Here is an 18,158-nt window from a genome sequence, read left to right as displayed (position 1 = left end):
GCCGGACGCGCGGGGAGAAATCAAGCCGGTCCGACAGCGGCGGAAGGGCGCGCCGGGGCGGCGGCGGGGCGGGCGCGGCGGCGCTGTGAAACGGGCGGGCGGTTAGGGAAGGCATGGCTGTCCCGAGGTTGTGCGCGGGCACGGAGACGGGCGGAAGGGGCGGGAGCGTGGAGGGAATTGAGCCTGGCGGGCCAGGGCGGTCCGGTGGGGCCCGCCGAGGTGAAGGCATAGTGGGAGGGACCGGGCCCGGCCCGCGGTCTTGCCGAACCGGAAAGAGGAGACTTCGTGCGTGTGATCGGCCTGATGTCCGGCACCTCCTACGACGCCATCGACGCCGGTGCCGTCGACCTCACCCTCGACGGCGACCGCCTCGTCATGACCCCCTTGGGCCTCATCAGCCGCGGCTACGACGACGCGCTCCGCTCGGCCCTGGCCACCGCCCTGCCCCCGGCGGCCACCAGCCTGGCCGACGTCTGCCGTCTCGACACGCTCATCGGGCAGGCCTTCGCCGCGGCGGCGGTGGAGGCGGACCGGGAACTGTGCGACGGCCGTGCCGAGTTGGTCGCCTCGCACGGCCAGACGGTCTACCACTGGGTGGCGGACGGCCAGGTGCGCGGCACCTTGCAGATCGGGCAGCCCGCGTGGATCGCGGAGGCCACGGGCCTGCCCGTGGTCGCGGACTTCCGCCCGCGCGACGTGGCCGCGGGCGGCCAGGGCGCGCCCCTGGTGAGCCTGGTCGACCAGATGTGGCTGCGCGGCAGGCCGGGCACACCCGTGGCGCTGAACCTGGGCGGCATCGCCAACATCACCGCCCCCGACGGCACCGCCTTCGACACGGGCCCGGCCAACGCGCTGATCGACGCGGCGGTGCGGGAGCTGACGCCGGAGGGCCGTGCCTCCCACCTGCCGTTCGACCGGGACGGGGAGCTGGCCGCGCGCGGCACCGTGCACGAGGGCCTCCTCGCCCGCCTGCTCACCGAGCCGTACTACGCGCAGCCCGCGCCCAAGACGACGGGCAAGGAGCTGTTCCATCCGGCGTATCTGCGGGAGGCGTTGGCGGACTTCGGGCCGCTGGGCGCCGAGGACGTGGTGGCGACGCTGACGCGGCTCACGGCGGTGACGGTCGCCGACGCGGTGCGCACGACCGGCGCCACGGAGGTGATCGCCTCCGGCGGCGGGGTCCGCAACCCCACGCTCATGGCGATGCTGCGGTCCGAGCTGGGCAGGGCCGTGCCGGTCCGCGGCTCCGACGAGCTGGGCCTGCCGTCGACCGCCAAGGAGGCGTACGCCTTCGCCGTCCTGGGCTTCCTGACGGCCCACGGGCTGCCCGGCACCGTACCGACGAGCACCGGAGCCCGGCACTCCAGCGTGCTCGGCTCCCTCACCCCCGGTCGCGCGGGATTCCGCCTCCCGGGCCTCGCCAGCGCGGACGCCGTGAGCGCGCCGACCCGGCTCGTGGTGAACGGCCACTCGTGAGGAGGCGATTCGTGAGGGGACGATTCGTGGGGAGGCGATTCGCGGGGAGGGGATGAGCGGAGGCCGACGCCGGGCGGTGACCCCGGGCATATCCGTGCGACAGGGGCGAATCCTCGCCGCCCGGCAGGAGTTGGCCGGATCCGGCGGACCCCTCTCATCGGGCTTTCAGGCGGTGCCCATACGCTGACGCCCATGACGCACGCGACTCCTCCCGGCTGGTATCCGGACCCCGGGCAGACCCCTGGCGCCCCGCCGTCCGAGCGGTGGTGGGACGGAAACACGTGGACGGATCACGTCCGTGCGCAGGGCGGCAGCGGCTTCCCCACCCCCGGCCCGCCCACGCCGGGCTTCCCCGCCGCCGGACCGCCCGCGCCGGGCTCGCCCGTCCCCGGCTACGCGACCCCCGGCTACGCCACACCCGGCTACCCCCAGCAGCCGCCGGGCCCGCCCCGGCGCCGAATACGGACGGTGATCGGTGTGGCCGTCGCCCTCGCGGTGCTCGCGGGCATCGGCGGCGGGGTCTACGCGCTGACCGCCGGCGACGACGACAAGGACGACGACGGCAAGGACAGCGCCAAGCCCCCGGCCGCGTCGGCGCCTTCGAAGCCCGGAGCGCCGGACGGGCAGGACGACGGCGGCAGCGAGGACCCCGAGGGCTCGCCCGGCCCGTCCGGCGGCCCCCGGACCGAGGAGGGGTACGCCACCGACACCGCGAGCGGCATCAGCATGCCCGTCCCCGACGGCTGGGAGGGCCAGTCGGGCGGCGCGGGCGCGGGCGTGACGACCGGCAAGTACCCCTGCCCCGGCGACTCCGCCAAGCAGTGCGTGCGCGGCGGCGCCTTCTCCGCGCCCGCGGTCCGCCTCAAGGTCACCGCGTCGACCCCGGAGGCGGCCGCCAAGGCCGACATCAAGAAGAACGCGGAGGAATCCTACGGCGGCAAGATCTACGGCGGCGCCCCGAAGTCGCACGACCAGCTCGCCTCGAAGGCCGTCACCGTGGCCGGACAGAAGGGTTATCTGGTCCGCTGGAAGGTCGACGCGCGCAGCGGCCCCGACGGCTACGTCCAGTCGCTCGCGTTCAAGTCACCCGCCGACGACATGACGATGGTCCTCGTCCGCTTCGGCATCGACGACCACGACGACGCCCCGTCCCTGTCGGCCATGGACCAGATCACCAAGGGGATCAAGAAGGCCCGCGGCGGGGGCGGAGGCGGCGACGGGCAGCAGGTCGCGGCGCCCCGGGGCGCCCGGGAGCGCTAGGAACCACCGTCGGGCGGACTGAGCACGCTCAGCCCGCCCGGCGGTGACGGCGCGCCGCCCCCGTCCCCACGGTGCGGCGCGGGCGGGCCCGGTCCGGTCATCCTCCGGCCCCGGGCCCACGTTTTCGGTCGGCGCTGCGGCCGAGCACCGGTCGAGCCGACGCTGCGGCCGAACACCGGTCGAGCCGACGCTGCGGCCGAGCACCGGTTCAGTCGCCGGTGAGGCCGAGCACCGGCAGCAGCACCGCGTCCACGAACCGCGTCAGATACTCCGCGTCCGCGTTCTTGCCCTCCAGCATCGGCCGCACCCGCAGCACGCCGAAGAGCTGCGCGGCCACGAACTCCGTCGCCGGATGGTTCGCGGCCAGCTCACCGCGCTCGACGCCCCGCCTCAGGACGGCGTCGATCGCCTGCACCTCCGGCTCCACCAGCGCCTCGCGCAGCGCCCGCTGGAGGTCCGCGTCCTGCTGGACGGCGTGGCTGAGGGCCTGCACCAGCATCGTGTCGCGCTCGCTCCACGCGGCGGCCGAGCGGGCCGCCTCCCGCAGGTCACCGGCCACCGAGCCGGTGTCGATGCCCGCGAACCGCACACAGCGGTTGGCACGCAGCGCGGCGGCCACGAACTGGGGCTTGGTCTTCCACTGACGGTAGAGCGTGGACTTGCTGCACCGGGTGGCGGCGGCGACGCCCTCCATGGTCACGGCCTCGTAGCCGCACTCGCGGAGCTGGTCGAGGACCGCGTCGTAGAACTCCTGCTCACGCTCGGGCGTGAGCTTGGAGCGGCGCGAGGCGGACGGCTTGCCGCACCCGTGCTCACGTACCGGTTCCCGCGACGTCATGGCTCTTCTCCTCGGTGGGGCCGCCTGCCGGGGCCACCTTATCGATACGCCAGTGTACCGGTACGCTCCCGTATCGGTACACTGGCGTATCGATGTGTGCGTTCAGGGGTGCCCACATCACCGCTTGCCGCACCGCACCACATCACCGCACCACCCAGTCGTCACGTAAAGGGGCCGGGGCATGGAAGCCCGCGAATCCCGCACCGCGGCTGCCGAAGGAGAGCCCGGGATACCCCCGGGGCCGCCGAGGACAGCCACCGCACCGCCGGTCGAGGCGGCCGAGCGCGCCACCGCCCGGCCGCCCCTCCTGCGCGAGCTCCTCCTCGTCGTGGGGCTCTTCCTCGTCTACAAGTTCGGCAGGCAGCTCGCGAACGGCCACACCGGCGAGGCGCTGCGCAACGCCCGCCGCGTCTGGGACGCCGAGCGGACGCTGCGGCTGCCGGGCGAAGGCCTCGTCCAGGACGCGCTGCTGCACGGCGACGGCCTCGTGCACGTGGCGAACACGTACTACGCGACCGTGCACTTCCCCGCCACGCTGCTCTTCCTGGTGTGGCTGTATCTGCGCAGGCCCCGGCACTACGTGTGGGCGCGGCGCGTCCTCGCCGTGCTCACCGCCGCCGCGCTCGCGCTGCACCTCGGCTTCCCGCTCGCGCCGCCCCGGCTGCTGCCCGCGGCGCACCTGGTGGACACGGCGCAGGTGTACGGGCCTTCCGTGTACGCGGCGAAGCCCGCGGCCGACACCATGGCCAACCAGTTCGCGGCCATGCCGTCGCTGCACTTCGGCTGGGCGCTGATGCTGGCGATCGGCATGATCGCGGCGACCCGCTCCCGCTGGCGCCCGCTGTGGCTGCTGCACCCGCTCGTGACGCTCCTGGTGATCGTCGGGACCGCCAACCACTACTGGCTCGACGCGCTCGTGGCCGCCGCGCTGCTCGGCGTCACGCTGGCCGTCGTCCGGCCGCCGCGCCCGGCGCGCTCGCGGGTGGTACGCCGCTCCGTGCCCGCGGAGGGCCGCACGGCCGAGGCCGGCGAAGCCGCCCGGGCCGCCGAGCTGGTCGGCTCCGGAGCCGTGCGGTGAGCGCCACGCTGCTCGCCGTCGCGCTCTCCCTGGTCTCGGCCGTGGCGTACGCCGCCGCGGCCGTCGCCCAGGAGCGTCTGGCGGCGCGCCTCACGGACAGCGGGCCGCGGGTGCTCGGGCTGCTCGGCAGCGGTGCGTGGTGGGCGTCCGTCGGGCTCAACGCCTCCGCCGCGCTGCTGCACGTCGCGGCCCTGAAGTACGGGCCGCTCACGCTGGTGCAGCCGCTCGGCGCGCTCACCCTGGTCGCCGCCGTGCCGCTGGGCGCGCGCCTCGCCGGGCGGCGCGTCACCCGCCTGGAGTGGCGCGGCACGGGGCTCACCCTGATCGGTCTCGGCGCGCTGCTGCTCACCGCGTCGGGCCCGGCGCCCGACGACACGCTTTCCCTGCCGGAGGCCCTGACGGTCGCCGCGGTGACGGCCGTCGTGATCGGGATGCTGTCCCGGCGCGGCACCCGTCCGGGGCTGCGGCACGCGACCGCGTCCGGCTTCGCGTCGGGTGTGGCCTCCGCGCTCACGCAGACCGTGACGGTCGCGGCGACCGACACGTCCGGGCCGCTGCTCAGCGCGCGGGTCGTGGTCGTGGCGCTTCTCGTCGCGGCGCTGGCCGTCGGCGGCCTGTTCCTGTCGCAGACGGCGTACCGCGGTGGTCTGGGCGCGCCGCTCGCCGTGGTCACGCTCGCCAACCCGGTGGCCGCGTCCGCGATCGGCGTCGCGCTGCTCGGCGAGCGGCTGCGGGGCGGCGCGGGCGGGGTGTTCCTCGCGGCGGCGGGCGCGGCGCTCGCCGCGTACGGGGTGGTGCTCCTGACCCGGTCGCCGCGGACCCCCGCGCCCGTCCCCGGCTCGCTGCCGTCGATCCCCGGCCAGCCCGAGCCCGCGGACGCCCTGTCCGCGCAGCCGCTGTCCGCGCGGCACGGATAGCACCACCGGTCCGCACAGACGCACGCGCAGAAGTACACACGGCAAGTACACACAGCAAAGACGCACAGAAGCGGCCGCACCCCCCCCCAGGGAGTGCGGCCGCTCCGCGTACGCAGGAGTCCTCGTCAGCCGAGACCGCGCGAGTCCTGCTTGAGGGCCGTGTCGACCGTCAGGGCCGTCGCCACCACCAGGCTCAGGAGCGGCTCCGGGAGCTGGAAGTGGATCTGGAGGACGTAGTTGTCCGCCGTCGTGAACATCGTCTTGGCGAGGCCTTCCCAGGTCTTCGTGATCCGGGCCACCTCGTTGTCGGCGTGGTCGACGATCGAGAAGTTCCAGGCGCGCCAGTTCTCCGCCTTGATGGCACCGACCTGCTGGCCGTTGGCCATCATCGCGAAGTTGATCTTCCCGAAGACGTTCTGCTGGACGATCTCGCCGACCGGCTGGCCGTCCGGGCGCTCCACGACGACCCGCGACTTCATGAACTTGCGGGGGCGGGTCAGGCGCAGCTGCGGCTGTCCGTGGACGTCACGGATCTCCAGCGTGTGCGTCATGAACTGGTCGAGGCTGGAGACGAAGCGGGCGACCTTCTTGAGCGCGCTCTGGTCGACCTGGGTGACCGAGCCGAGCTGGTTGCCCGCCTGGTCCATGACCTTGTACTCGTTGGTCAGCTCGATCAGCTTGGCCTTCTGGTTCACCACCAGGACCGGCTCGGTGAACAGGGTGCCGCCGCCCTGGGCGGCCGGGGTGATGCCCGCCTGCTGCTGGACCTGGCGCTGGACCTTCGCCGGGTCGGCCTGCGGCGCGGCGAACGGCGCCTGTGCGGGGGCGCCCGCCGCGGGGCCCGGCTGCGGCGGGACCTGCGGGCCCGGCGTGCCCTGCTGGTCCGCCGTGGTGTGGTCGGTCCACTGCGAGCCGTCCCACCAGCGGAGCAGCTGGGCGGCACCCTGGGGATCCGGGTACCAGCCTGCAGGAGTGTTCGATTGCGTTGTCACCCGGGCACACTACCGCGCCACCCCAGGGGCTCCCCAGCCCCGTGTTCCGCTCAGTGGAACGGTGTGAGCAGCACCTCCGCGCGCGGCTCACCGCCGGCCCCGCGCGTCGGCACCGCCCTCACCCGCCCCGTGGCCCGGGCGCCCCGGGTCAGGCCGTCGCCAGGCCCGGGTCGCTCACTCCCGCCTCGCCGGTCTCCACGTGGCCCGCCAGGCGTCGCAGGAAGCCGGCGTCGGTGTCGGCCAGGACCGTCAGGTCGTACCAGCGCTTGCTCGCCCGCAGGTCGACCGTGTGCCGGACGGTCGCCCCCGCGTTGACCCGGAAGGCGTCCTTGCGGCCGCCGTAGGCGTTCGTGACCGTGAGCACGCAGGCGACCGCCCCCGCGTTGGTGAAGGTCAGCTCGATGTTGCCGGTGGTGCGGTCGTGACGGGCCGTGACCTCGGGCCCGGCCTTCTTGCCGGGGCCCTTGAAGGTGCGCAGGAAGCCGTTGGGCCCGAACACGGACAGGTCGTGGCTGCCGCCCGAGTACGCCGAGTTCCAGGCGTCGGAGAGCGTCTTGCCGGCCTCGGTGGTGTAGGTCCAGGGCCCGTCGCCGCGGTTGCCGGAGCGCACGTGGAAGCAGACGCCCGCCGCGTCGCCGCCGCCGAAGGTGAGCCGGAACTTGCCGTCGGCGGGCGTGGCGATGCCGTCCACCAGCGGCGCGTACGGCAGCGGGCGGGTGCGCCGGGTGCCGCGCTCCTGCTTCGGCAGGGCCGGGCTCGCGGGCGCCTTCGGAAAGTAGTCGGGGTGGCGCGCGTGGTCCGGCGGCCGGTATCCGGAGGTGTCCGGCAGCGCGGCCGGGGCGGTGTCCTTGCCCGCGAAGTCGAACGCGGCGGTCAGGTCGCCGCAGACGGCCCGGCGCCACGGCGAGATGTTCGGCTCGCGCACGCCGAACCGGCGCTCCATGAAGCGGATGATCGACGTGTGGTCGAGCACCTGCGAGCAGACGAACCCGCCGGTGCTCCACGGCGAGACGACCACCATCGGCACGCGCTGGCCGAGGCCGTAGTGCCCGGCGGCGTACTGGGCGTTGCCCGGGAAGTGGTCGAGCGCGGTGGCGACGGTGGACAGGCCCTGGTTCGCCGAGGACGGGACGTAGGGCGGTACGACGTGGTCGAAGTACCCGTCGTTCTCGTCGTACGTGATGAACAGGGCGGTCTTCGCCCACACCTCGGGGTTGGCCGTGAGCGCGTCCAGGACCTGCGCGATGTACCAGGCGCCGTAGTTCACGGGCCAGTTGGGGTGCTCGCTGAAGGCCTCGGGGGCGGCGATCCAGGAGACCTGCGGCAGCCGGTCCGCCTTGACGTCGGCCTTCAGGAGGTCGAAGTAGCCGTCGCCCGCCTTGACGTTCGTGCCGGTGCGGGCCTTGTCGTAGAGGGGGTCGCCGGGCTCGGCGCCGCGGAAGGAGTTGAAGTAGAGCAGGGAGTTGTCGCCGTAGTTGCCGCGGTAGGCGTCCGTGATCCAGCCCCATTTGCCCGCCGCGTCCAGACCGTCACCGATGTCCTGGTACACCTTCCAGGAGATCCCGGCCTTCTCCAGGCGCTCGGCGTACGTGGTCCAGCCGTAGCCCGCCTCCTGGTTGCCGAGGACGGGGCCGCCGCCGGTGCCGTCGTTGCCGACGTGCCCGGTGAGCATGTAGTAGCGGTTGGGGTCGGTGGCCCCCATGAACGAGCAGTGGTAGGCGTCGCAGATGGTGAAGGCGTCGGCGAGCGCGTAGTGGAAGGGGATGTCCCCGCGCGTGAGGTAGGCCATGGTCCGCTCGGACTTGGCGGGGATCCACTGGTCGTACGCGCCGTTGTTGAACGCCCGGTGGCCGCCCGCCCAGTCGTGGTCGAGCCCGGCGATGAACTGCATGCCCAGGTCGGCCGCGTCCGGGTGGAACGGCAGGACCTCCTTGCCGCCGCCCTTCTGGTGCCACACCGGCTTGCCGCCGGGCAGCGTCACCGGGCGGGGGTCGCCGAAGCCGCGCACGCCCTTGAGGGTGCCGAAGTAGTGGTCGAAGGAACGGTTCTCCTGCATCAGGACGACGATGTGCTCCACGTCCTCGATGGAGCCGGAGCGGCGCCGGGCGGGCAGCGAGGCGGCCCGGCCGATGCTCTCGGAGAGCGCGGAGAACGCGGCGGTGCCGCCGGCGAGTTGCAGGAAGCGGCGCCGATTGATGTCGGGCATGCGAAAGGGACCTCACGTGACGTGGGGGGCGTGGGCGGATGCAGTGTGTCAAGCGGAGCCAGGCTGACGGAAGAGGCGGGCGGCGCGGTGACCGCCGCGTGACGGGAGGGCCAACGTTGCGGCCCCGTGAACACTCCGCGGCCGGGGAATGCCCGTACGACGGCCGGCCTTGTGATCATTGGTGCGGCGCCCCGGTGCCGCGCGGCCCGGCCGACGAGGAGAGCGAGGAGCGCATGGCCCAGGCGTATGTGTACACCCGGCACGGCGGACCCGAGGTGGAGGCCCTCATCGACCGGGAGCCGCCGCGCCCCGGGCCCGGCCAGCTCCTCGTGGCCGTACGGGCCGCGGGCGTCAACCCCGTCGACCACAAGCTGCGCGGCGGCTACCGCAGGCCGGGCCAGGCGCCCGCCGCGCTGCCGGAGGTCCTGGGCAGCGAGGCGGCGGGCGTCGTCGAGGAGACCGGCCCGGGCGTCACCGGCTTCGCCGTCGGCGACGCGGTGTTCGGGTCCACGCTCACCGGCGGGTACGCGGCGTACACGCTGCTTCCGGTGGAGGTCGCCGCGCACAAGCCGGAAGGGCTTTCGTTCGCGGAGGCGGCGGCCCTGCCCGTCGCCGCCGCGACCGCGTACGACGGCGTCCGCCAGCTCGCCCTGCCCGCCGGGGCCACGCTCCTGGTCACGGGCGTCGGCGGCGGCGTCGGCGGCTACGCGGCGCGGCTCGCGCGCCACGAGGGGCTGCGCGTCATCGGCACCGCGAGCGACGCCAAGAAGGAGTACGTCGAGTCGCTCGGCGTCACCCACGTGGCGCCGGGGCCCGATCTGGTGGAGCGGATCCGGGCCCTGGCGCCGGACGGCGTCGACGGCGTCTTCGACCTGGTGGGCGGCGACCACCTGCGGACCGTCGCCGACCTTGTGGCGGACCGCACGAAGCTGATCACCGCGGGCGGCAAGCAAATCGTCGGCGAGCTGGGCGGCTCCCCCGTCGCCCGGGCCCGCACCGCCGAGGTCCTGGACGCGGTGGCCGCGCTCGCCGCGGCGGACGTGCTGCGCCCGCACATCACGGCCACCTACCCCCTGGAGCGGGCGGGCGAGGCCCTGCGGGCCGTCGAGTCGGGGCACGCGCGCGGCAAGGTCGTGATCGAGGTCGGGCGGTGACGGGCGGCGCGGCGGCCCGGCCCCCGGGCCCGCTGGACAACCCGGGGCTCGCCTCGCTGACCGGCCCGCACGCGCGATTCGCCGAGCGGCGCGGGCGGGTGGTGCGCTACCCCGTGGACGTCTCGCCCTGGCTCGGGCTGCCCGCCGAGCCGGACGCGGCGGACTGGAGGGACCTGGCCGCCTTCGCGGGGGCCGACGGGTCGGTGCCGCTGCCCGGGGTCACCGCGCGGGTGCCCGCGGGCTGGGAGCTGACGTTCGACGTGGCGGGCGTGCAGCTCGTCGACGAGGGCGTGGCCGCCGCGCCCGACGCCGAGGCGGTGCGGCTCGGCCCTGCCGACGTGCCCGAGATGCTCGACCTCGTCGCGCGCACCCGGCCCGGCCCCTTCCTGCCCCGCACCGTCGAACTCGGCGCGTATCTGGGGCTGCGGAAGGGGGGCGTGCTCGTCGCGATGGCCGGGGAGCGGCTGCGGCCGCCGGGGTTCACGGAGATCAGCGCGGTGTGCACCGACCCGGCGTACCGGGGGCGCGGGCTCGCCGCGCGGCTCGTGCGCGCCGTCGCGCACGGGATCCGGGAGCGCGGTGACACCCCCTTCCTGCACACTTCGGCGCGGAACACCGGGGCGATCCGCCTGTACGAGTCCCTCGGCTTCGCACTCCGGCGCTCCGTGCCGTTCCGGGCGGCCCGGCCACCGCTGACGGCGGGGTCGGCGGCGACCAGGGCGGCAGAAAATGGGAGGACGGCCGTCCGGTCCGGTTGATAACTTCCGGATCATGGAACCAGTCGGCGAGAAAGAGATCCGCGCGTCCTTCGTGAACTGCTCCAAGGGCGAGGCGCGGCGCCTGACGCTGCCCCCGGGGTTCGCCGAGACCCCCTGGGACGACCTGGACTTCCTCGGCTGGCGCGACCCCAAGGCGCCGGACCGCGGCTATGTGGTGGCGCGGCGCGACGGCGGCGACCTGCTCGGCGTTGCGCTGCGGGCGTCCACCGGGGCGCGCCGGAGCCTGCTCAAGTCCAGCATCTGCTCGGTGTGCGTGACCCCGCAGGCCGGGTCGGGGATCACGCTGTTCGTGGCGCCCCGCGCGGGCGAAGCGGGGCGCCAGGGGAACTCGGTGGGGCTCTACATCTGCGCCGACCTCGCCTGCTCGCTGTACGTACGGGGGAAGAAGACGTCGGCCCTGGCCCGGCGGTTCGAGGAAAGCCTGAGCCCGCAGGAGCAGAACGAGCGGACGCTCCGCAACCTCCACGGCTTCCTGGACCAGGTGACGGGGCCCGCCTAGCTACTCCAGGTAGGCCAGGGCGGGGTGGGCCTGCTGGTAGGCGGCGGTCAGGCGGCTCGCCACCGTGACCGAGTCGACCAGCGGGTGCAGGGCGAACGCCTTGACCGCCGCCGCGCGGGAGCGGTCCTCCACGGCGGTGAGCACCTCGCGCTCCACCGCCTTCACCGCGCAGACGAGCCCCACCGCGTGCCCCGGCAGCGGGTCGACGGACACCGGGTGCGCCCCGCTCGCGTCGACGAGGCAGGGGACCTCCACCACGGCGTCCGCGTCGAGCGCCGAAAGCGTCGTGCGGTTGCGGACGTTGAGGATGAGCGTCGTGCGCTCGTCGCGGGCGACGGCCCGCATCAGGGCCAGGGCGACGTGCTCGTAGCCGCCGGACACCAGGTCCTCCGCGGCGCGCTCCCCGGCCCCGGCCGCCTCCCGGCTCGCGGCCATGTACGACGCCTCGCGCTCGGCGCGGGTGGTGTCCCAGGTCAGGAACGCGGGGGCGCCGGGCCCGCCGACGGCCTCGTAGAACCGCGCCTGCTGGTCGCGCAGGAAGGCCCCGCGCGTCCGCTCGGCCCGCTGGTAGGCGGCGACGGCCTCACGGTTGAAGTAGTAGTAGTACAGGTACTCGTTGGGGATCGCGCCGAGCGACCGGAGCCAGTCGGCGCCGAAGAGCTTGCCCTCCTCGAAGGACTCCAGGAGGTCCCGGTCGGCGAGCAGCCGCGGCAGCTCGTCCCGGCCGTCGACCCACAGGCCGCGCAGCCAGCCCAGGTGGTTCAGGCCCACGTAGTCGGCCCAGGCCCGGCCGGGCGCCACGCCGAGCAGGCCCGCGACACGGCGGGCGAGGCCCACCGGCGAGTCGCAGATGCCGATGACCCGGTCGCCGAGGTGGCGGGACATCGCCTCGGTGACGAGCCCGGCGGGGTTGGTGAAGTTGATGACCCACGCGTCGGGCGCGAGCCGCGCCACGCGCCGGGCGATGTCGAGGGCGACGGGCACGGTCCGCAGGCCGTAGGCGATGCCGCCCGCGCCCACGGTCTCCTGCCCGAGCACGCCTTCGGCGAGCGCGACGCGCTCGTCGGCGGCGCGGCCCTCCAGGCCGCCGACGCGGATCGCGGAGAACACGAAGTCGGTGCCGCGCAGCGCCTCGTCGAGGTCGGTGGTGACCCGCACCGCCGGGGCGTCCGGCACGCCCTCGGCCTGCTCGGCGAGCACCCGCGCGATCGCGTCGAGCCGCCCCGCGTCCACGTCGTGCAGGACCACGTCGGTGACGCGGCCCTCCTCGTGGTCGTCGAGCAGCGCCCGGTACACGAGCGGTACGCGGAACCCTCCGCCGCCGAGAATCGTCAGCCTCACGTCAGCACCACCTTGCTCTCTCCTCGCCCCTCCCCACGGAGGACGCTCTGCTGAACTCCTACCACTTCAGCGGGGCGGCGCGCCGACCGCCCCGCCCGCCCACGGCGGCGCCTGCTCGACGAGGCCCGCGTGCCGCTCCCGCACCGGCTCGGGGAACGGCACCGCGCGGCCTCGGCGGCCCTCGACGTGCAGCGCGAGCTGTTCGCTGGTCGCGACGGGCTCGGCGTCCCGCGCCGGCTCGGCCGCGGGCCCTTCGACGACGTACATCTCGTGGGCGAAGCGCAGCCCGCGCGCGGAGGATTCGAGGACGCGGCTGCGGATCGCCAGGTGGGCGCCCTCGGCGACGTCGCGCAGGAACCGCATTTGGGCCTCGACGGTGCGCAGGGTGGCGCCCGTGGCGGCGCGGTAGTCGGCGTGCAGCCCCGTCGCCTCCATCAGGCTGTCCGTGGCGAAGGCGAACACGACGGCGTAGTGGCCCTCGCTCAGGAGCCCGTCGCCGTCGCTCCACTCGGGCCGCGCGACCTGGCGGCACAGCGGCAGCGGATGGCGCACTTCCCTGGTCATGCGGTCTCCTCACGGTTCGCTCCGGCGCACGGCGGCTCGTACGGGCGTTTGGGTCGCTCCACACTTTCGCATCGGCGTATCACGCGATGGTGTGACCGCGGACCCCGCGCCGCATCGAACGGCGCGCCGGGGGTAGTGCCTGGCTGCCGTACGCCCCCTGTCCGAGGAGACCTCCGTATGCCACGGCCGACACGCCCCTTCGAACTGCCGGACTTCTACATGGTGCATCCGGCACGCCTCAATCCCCATGTGGAGGAGGCACGTTCGCACTCCCTGCGGTGGGCGCGCGGGATGGGGATGCTGGAGGGCTCGGGCGTCTGGGAGCAGGCGGACCTGGACGCGCACGACTATCCGCTGCTGTGCGCCTACACCCACCCGGACTGCGACGGGCCCGCGCTCTCGCTGGTCACGGACTGGTACGTGTGGGTGTTCTTCTTCGACGACCACTTCCTGGAGCTGTTCAAGCGCACCCAGGACCGCGAGGGCGGGAAGGCCTACCTGGACCGGCTGCCCGCCTTCATGCCGATGGACCTGGCGACGCCGATGCCGGAGCCCACCAACCCCGTGGAGGCGGGCCTCGCCGACCTGTGGCGGCGCACGGTGCCCCATATGTCGCTCGACTGGCGGGCCCGCTTCGCGGAGAGCACCCGCAACCTCCTCGACGAGTCGCTGTGGGAGCTGTCCAACATCAACGCGCGCCGGGTCGCCAACCCCGTCGAGTACATCGAGATGCGCCGCAAGGTGGGCGGCGCGCCCTGGTCGGCGGGTCTGATCGAGTACGCGACGGGGGCCGAGGTGCCGGCCGCCGTGGCGGACGCGCGCCCGCTGCGCGTGCTCAAGGACACGTTCGCCGACGCGGTGCACCTGCGCAACGACCTGTTCTCGTACCAGCGCGAGGTCCAGGACGAGGGCGAGCTGAGCAACGGCGTGCTGGTCCTGGAGACCTTCCTCGGCTGTACGACGCAGGAGGCGGCGGACGCCGTGAACGAGCTGCTCACCTCACGCATGCAGCAGTTCGAGGACACGCTGTTCACGGAGCTGGCACCGCTGTTCGCCGAGAAGGCGCTGTTGCCGGGCGCGTGCGCGGACGTCCTCGCGTACGCCAAGGGCCTCCAGGACTGGCAGTCCGGCGGCCACGAGTGGCATCTGCGCTCCAGCCGCTACATGAACGAGGGCGCCACCGCCACGGCCTCGCCGCTGTCCGGCCCCTCGGGCATCGGCACCGCGGCGACGGGCGTCAAGGACCTGCTGTCCGCGACCGGTGCGCAGCGTCAGCGCCGCTTCACGCACGTGCCGTTCGCGCGCGTGGGCCCCTCCCGGATCCCGGACTTCGACCTGCCGTTCACGACGTCGCTCTCCCCGCACCTGGAGCGCTCCCGGCGCGAGGTCGTCGACTGGTGTCTGCGGATGGGCATGCTCCAGCCGCAGCCGGGCGTGCCCGCCTCGCACGTCTGGGACGCGCACAAGCTCGCCCGGTTCGACTTCGCGCTGTGCGCGGCGGGCATCCACCCGGACGCGACCGCCGAGCAGCTGGACCTGGACACCTGCTGGCTGGCGTGGGGGACGTACGCGGACGACTACTACCCGGCGGTGTTCGGCAGGTCCCGCGACCTGCTCGGCGCGAAGGTGTGCACGGACCGCCTCACGCTGTTCATGCCGCTCGACGGCTCCCCTCCCCCGCCCCCGGCCAACGCGCTGGAGCGGGGCCTCGCGGACCTGTGGACGCGCGCGACCGCCCCGATGGGCGCGGAGGCCCGGGCCGCGCTGCGCCGCTCCCTGGTGGAGATGACGGACAGCTGGCTGTGGGAGCTGGCCAACCAGGCGCAGCACCGCGTCCCCGAGCCGGTCGACTACATCGAGATGCGCCGCCATACCTTCGGCGCCGAGTTCACGATGAACCTGAGCCGCCTGGCCCACGGCGAGCCGATCCCGCGCGAGGTCCTCGACAGCGGTCCGCTGCGCACCCTGGAGAGCGCCGCCGCCGACTACGCGGCGCTGATGAACGACGTCTTCTCGTACCAGAAGGAGATCGAGTACGAGGGCGAGCTGCACAACGCCGTGCTCGTCGTGCAGCACTTCTTCGACTGCGACTACCCCACCGCGCTGCACATCGTCGACGACCTGATGCGCTCGCGCCTGAGCCAGTTCCAGCACGTGGTGGCGCACGAACTGCCGGTCCTCTGCGCCGACCTCGGCCTGGACGAGCGGGCGCGCGACGCCCTCGACGACCATGTGCGGCGCCTGGAGGACTGGCTGGCGGGCATCCACCGCTGGCACGTCGACTGCGGCCGCTACCGCGAGGAGTACCTCACGCGCGGGCCCCTGCCGGTGCCGACGGGGCTCGGCATGGAGGTGGTGCGCCCCGCCTGGCTGCGGGAGCTGGCCGCCACGCCCCGGCCCCTGACGGCCTGACCGGGCGCGGCCGTCAGGGGTGGCCGTCCCCGCTGTGGATCTCCCGGTACTCCTGGGCCGTGGGCTTCGGCACCTGTGTGCCGGGGCCGTACATGGCGCGGGAGAGCCGGGCCCGCAGGCGCTCGGCGCGGGGGACCTTGCGGACCACGCCGTTCGCGTCGACGAGCGGCCCGATCTCGTACGGCACGGGCTGCTCGTGCGCGGTGAGCGTGTACCGCTCGGCCTGGCTGAGCGGCTGGTGGACCTCCACGTACTCGCCGTGCGGGAGGCGCTTGATGACGCCGCTCTCCCTGCCGTGCAGCACCTTGGCGCGGTCGCGCCGCTGGAGGCCGAGACAGATCCGGTACGTGACGACGTAGGCGAGCGGCGGCACCACGAAGAAGGCGATCCGCACGAACCAGGTGATGGCGTTGATGGACAGGTGGAAGTGCGTCGCCCAGATGTCGTTGCCCCCACCGACCATGAGCACGCCGTACAGCGACAGCCAGGCCACGCCGAACGAGGTGCGCGCGGGCGCGTTGCGCGGCCGGTCCGCGATGTGGTGCTCGCGGCGGTCCTTGGTGACCCAGGCCTCCACGAACGGGTACACCGCGATCACCATCATGATCAGCGGGAACAGCGCGAACGGGATGAAGACGCCCAGTTCAAGCGTGTGGCCCCAGGCGTTGATCTCCCAGCTCGGCATCACCCGGATCAGCCCCTCGGAGAACCCCAGGTACCAGTCGGGCTGGGCGCCGGTGCCGACCAGGTCGGGCCGGTAGGGGCCGAGCGCCCACACGGGGTTGATGGTGGCGATGGCCCCCATGAGCGCGAGGACGCCGAAGACGAGGAAGAAGAAGCCGCCCGCCTTGGCGACGTAGACGGGGAAGAAGGGCGCCCCGACGACGTTCCGCTCGGTGCGTCCGGGGCCCGCGAACTGGGTGTGCTTGTGGTAGAAGACCAGGATCAGATGGGCCACGATCAGGCCCAGCATGATCCCCGGCAGCAGCAGCACGTGCACCGCGAACAGGCGCGGGATGATGTCGTGGCCGGGGAACTCCCCGCCGAAGAGGAAGAAGGAGAGGTAGGTCCCCACGACGGGGATCGACAGGATGGCGCCCTGCGCGAAGCGCACGCCGGTGCCGGACAGCAGGTCGTCGGGGAGCGAGTAGCCGGTCAGGCCGGTGATCAGGCCGAGCATCAACAGGGTCCAGCCGAACAGCCAGTTCAGCTCGCGCGGCTTGCGGAAGGCGCCGGTGAAGAACACCCGCATCATGTGCACCAGCATGCCCGCGACGAACACGAGCGCCGCCCAGTGGTGGATCTGCCGGATGAGCAGGCCGCCGCGCACCTCCATGCTGATGTCGACGGTCGACTCGTAGGCGCGCGTCACCAGGACGCCCTTCAGCGGTTCGTACGTGCCGTTGTACTCGACCTCCATGCCGCTCGGTTCGAAGAACAGGGTCAGCCAGACGCCGGTGAGGATGAGGATCAGGAAGCTGTAGAGGCAGATCTCGCCGAACATGAACGACCAGTGGTCCGGGAAGACCTTGCGCAGCTGCGACTTGCCGAGGGTGTGGATGCCGAGGCGGGCGTCCGCCCAGTCGGCGACGCGCTCGCCCCTGGCGGGCGGGGTCGGGCGTCCGTCCTGACCGTGGTCCTGGGTGCGTTCGCTCATGCGGCTCCCCCCTCGGGCGGCTACCAGCGTAGGCGCGCGCCCGGGCGGGGCCAACAGTGCGTACGCGCGCTACCCCGCGCGGACGGCTCCGGACCGGCCCGTCACCGCGCGGCGCGGTCGGGTGCCGGGAGGATCTGCCGCAGCTTCGGAGACGGGTGCCAGTCGCGCTTCCACTCGCGCGGGTAGCCCACCGACACCTCCTCGTGCCGGATCCCGTCGTGCCAGGTGGTGCGGGGCACGTGCAGATGTCCGTACACCACCGCCGCGGCGCGGTAGCGCACCGGCCAGTCGGCGGTGGCCTCCGTGCCGCACCACAGGGCGAACTCGGGGTAGCGCAGGATCCGGGTGGGCTCGCGCACGACCGGCCAGTGGTTGATCAGGACCGTCGGCAGGCCGGGGTCGACCGCGTCGAGCCGCTCCTTGGTGATCGCGACCCGGGCCCGGCACCAGTCCTCGCGGCTGGGGTACGGGTCCGGGTGCAGCAGCACCTCGTCCGTGCAGACCACCCCGGTCTCGTACGCGTACTCCAGCGCGTCACGCTTCGCGTACGTGCCCTCGGGGCGGAACGTGTAGTCGTAGAGGAGGAAGAGCGGCGCGATGGTCACCGGGCCGCCCTCGCCGCGCCACACCGGGAAGGGGTCCTCCGGCGTGAGCACGCCCAACTGGCGGCACAGCTCGACCAGGTGGCGGTAGCGGGGCTCGCCGCGCAGCTGGTTGGGGTCGTCGCGGGGCGTCCACAGCTCGTGGTTGCCCGGGGACCAGATCACGGTGTCGAACCGCTCGGCGAGGGTGCGCAGCGACCACTCGATGTCGGCCGCCATCTCTGCGACGTCACCGGCGACTATCAGCCAGTCGCCCTCGTGTTCCGGCCACAGCTCGTCGACGAACTTCCTGTTCTCGGGATAGGCCACGTGCAGGTCACTGATGGCGAACAGCCTCGGTGCCCTCCGCGGTGATGCAGATGTCGTCACCAAGTGAGGCTAAC

15 protein-coding genes are annotated in these 18,158 nt (G+C 73.5%); 8 read left to right on the top strand and 7 right to left on the bottom strand.

Translation table 11 applies throughout. The features are described from left to right. Positions 1–285: 285 nt before the first annotated feature. A complete protein-coding gene (locus AC07GB_RS09265; protein ID WP_478843145.1) occupies positions 286–1,476 on the top strand; it encodes an anhydro-N-acetylmuramic acid kinase in 1,191 nt (396 codons plus the stop codon). Between the two features lie 192 nt (positions 1,477–1,668). Beyond that, positions 1,669–2,736 (top strand): DUF2510 domain-containing protein, encoded by a 1,068-nt coding sequence (locus AC07GB_RS09260; protein ID WP_478843143.1) that lies wholly within the window; start codon positions 1,669–1,671, stop codon positions 2,734–2,736. Between the two features lie 208 nt (positions 2,737–2,944). On the opposite strand, the gene AC07GB_RS09255 is transcribed toward AC07GB_RS09260, so the two are convergent. Next, positions 2,945–3,574 (bottom strand): TetR/AcrR family transcriptional regulator, encoded by a 630-nt coding sequence (locus tag AC07GB_RS09255; RefSeq protein ID WP_478843141.1) that lies wholly within the window; start codon positions 3,572–3,574, stop codon positions 2,945–2,947. Positions 3,575–3,755: 181 nt separating this feature from the next. On the opposite strand from AC07GB_RS09255, the gene AC07GB_RS09250 reads away from it, so the two are divergent. Beyond that, positions 3,756–4,652, top strand: coding sequence for a phosphatase PAP2 family protein (locus AC07GB_RS09250; RefSeq protein ID WP_478843139.1), 897 nt, complete (start codon positions 3,756–3,758; stop codon positions 4,650–4,652). After that, positions 4,649–5,569, top strand: a complete 921-nt coding sequence (locus AC07GB_RS09245) for a DMT family transporter (RefSeq protein ID WP_478843137.1) — start codon at positions 4,649–4,651, stop codon at positions 5,567–5,569. Before AC07GB_RS09250 ends, AC07GB_RS09245 begins: the two co-directional genes overlap by 4 nt. A 125-nt stretch (positions 5,570–5,694) precedes the next feature. On the opposite strand, the gene AC07GB_RS09240 is transcribed toward AC07GB_RS09245, so the two are convergent. Continuing rightward, positions 5,695–6,561 (bottom strand): LURP-one-related family protein, encoded by an 867-nt coding sequence (locus AC07GB_RS09240; protein WP_478843135.1) that lies wholly within the window; start codon positions 6,559–6,561, stop codon positions 5,695–5,697. Between the two features lie 148 nt (positions 6,562–6,709). After that, on the bottom strand, positions 6,710–8,767 hold the full coding sequence (locus AC07GB_RS09235; RefSeq protein WP_478843133.1) for a phosphocholine-specific phospholipase C: 2,058 nt from the start codon (positions 8,765–8,767) through the stop codon (positions 6,710–6,712). A gap of 233 nt (positions 8,768–9,000) precedes the next feature. On the opposite strand from AC07GB_RS09235, the gene AC07GB_RS09230 reads away from it, so the two are divergent. Genes AC07GB_RS09230 through AC07GB_RS09220 form a run of 3 tightly spaced genes read left to right on the top strand, consistent with a single transcriptional unit; the run spans position 9,001 to position 11,199 of the window. Beyond that, positions 9,001–9,921, top strand: coding sequence for a quinone oxidoreductase family protein (locus AC07GB_RS09230; protein ID WP_478843310.1), 921 nt, complete (start codon positions 9,001–9,003; stop codon positions 9,919–9,921). Further along, entirely contained in the window at positions 9,918–10,679 is a 762-nt protein-coding gene (locus AC07GB_RS09225) for a GNAT family N-acetyltransferase (protein ID WP_478843131.1), read from the top strand. Before AC07GB_RS09230 ends, AC07GB_RS09225 begins: the two co-directional genes overlap by 4 nt. A gap of 13 nt (positions 10,680–10,692) precedes the next feature. Then, positions 10,693–11,199: an FBP domain-containing protein gene (locus AC07GB_RS09220; RefSeq protein ID WP_478843129.1), complete on the top strand. Its 507-nt coding sequence runs from the start codon at positions 10,693–10,695 to the stop codon at positions 11,197–11,199. On the opposite strand, the gene AC07GB_RS09215 is transcribed toward AC07GB_RS09220, so the two are convergent. Together AC07GB_RS09215 and AC07GB_RS09210 are read right to left on the bottom strand one after the other, a co-directional pair. Further along, the gene (locus AC07GB_RS09215; RefSeq protein WP_478843128.1) at positions 11,200–12,540 is read right to left on the bottom strand and encodes a 6-phospho-beta-glucosidase; all 1,341 of its coding nucleotides are present in this window, start codon (positions 12,538–12,540) and stop codon (positions 11,200–11,202) included. It abuts the gene before it with no gap. 66 nt (positions 12,541–12,606) lie between these two features. Continuing rightward, positions 12,607–13,104 carry a thioesterase family protein gene (locus tag AC07GB_RS09210; RefSeq protein ID WP_478843126.1) on the bottom strand — a complete coding sequence of 166 codons (498 nt, stop codon included), beginning with the start codon at positions 13,102–13,104 and terminating at the stop codon, positions 12,607–12,609. 177 nt (positions 13,105–13,281) lie between these two features. Here AC07GB_RS09210 and AC07GB_RS09205 point away from each other — a divergent pair, with 177 nt between their 5' ends. Further along, on the top strand, positions 13,282–15,516 hold the full coding sequence (locus AC07GB_RS09205; RefSeq protein ID WP_478843124.1) for a terpene synthase family protein: 2,235 nt from the start codon (positions 13,282–13,284) through the stop codon (positions 15,514–15,516). A gap of 13 nt (positions 15,517–15,529) precedes the next feature. Here AC07GB_RS09205 and qcrB read toward each other — a convergent pair whose 3' ends face one another. Both qcrB and AC07GB_RS09195 read right to left on the bottom strand, forming a co-directional pair. Then, entirely contained in the window at positions 15,530–17,173 is a 1,644-nt protein-coding gene (gene qcrB, locus AC07GB_RS09200; RefSeq protein WP_478843122.1) for a cytochrome bc1 complex cytochrome b subunit, read from the bottom strand. 101 nt (positions 17,174–17,274) lie between these two features. Then, a complete protein-coding gene (locus AC07GB_RS09195; protein WP_478843120.1) occupies positions 17,275–18,144 on the bottom strand; it encodes a metallophosphoesterase family protein in 870 nt (289 codons plus the stop codon). Between the last annotated feature and the right edge of the window lie 14 nt (positions 18,145–18,158).

The organism is Streptomyces sp. NPDC045778 (assembly GCF_056431945.1).
Note: the sequence above shows the minus strand (reverse complement) of the source record. Positions and strands in the feature narration are given on the sequence as shown.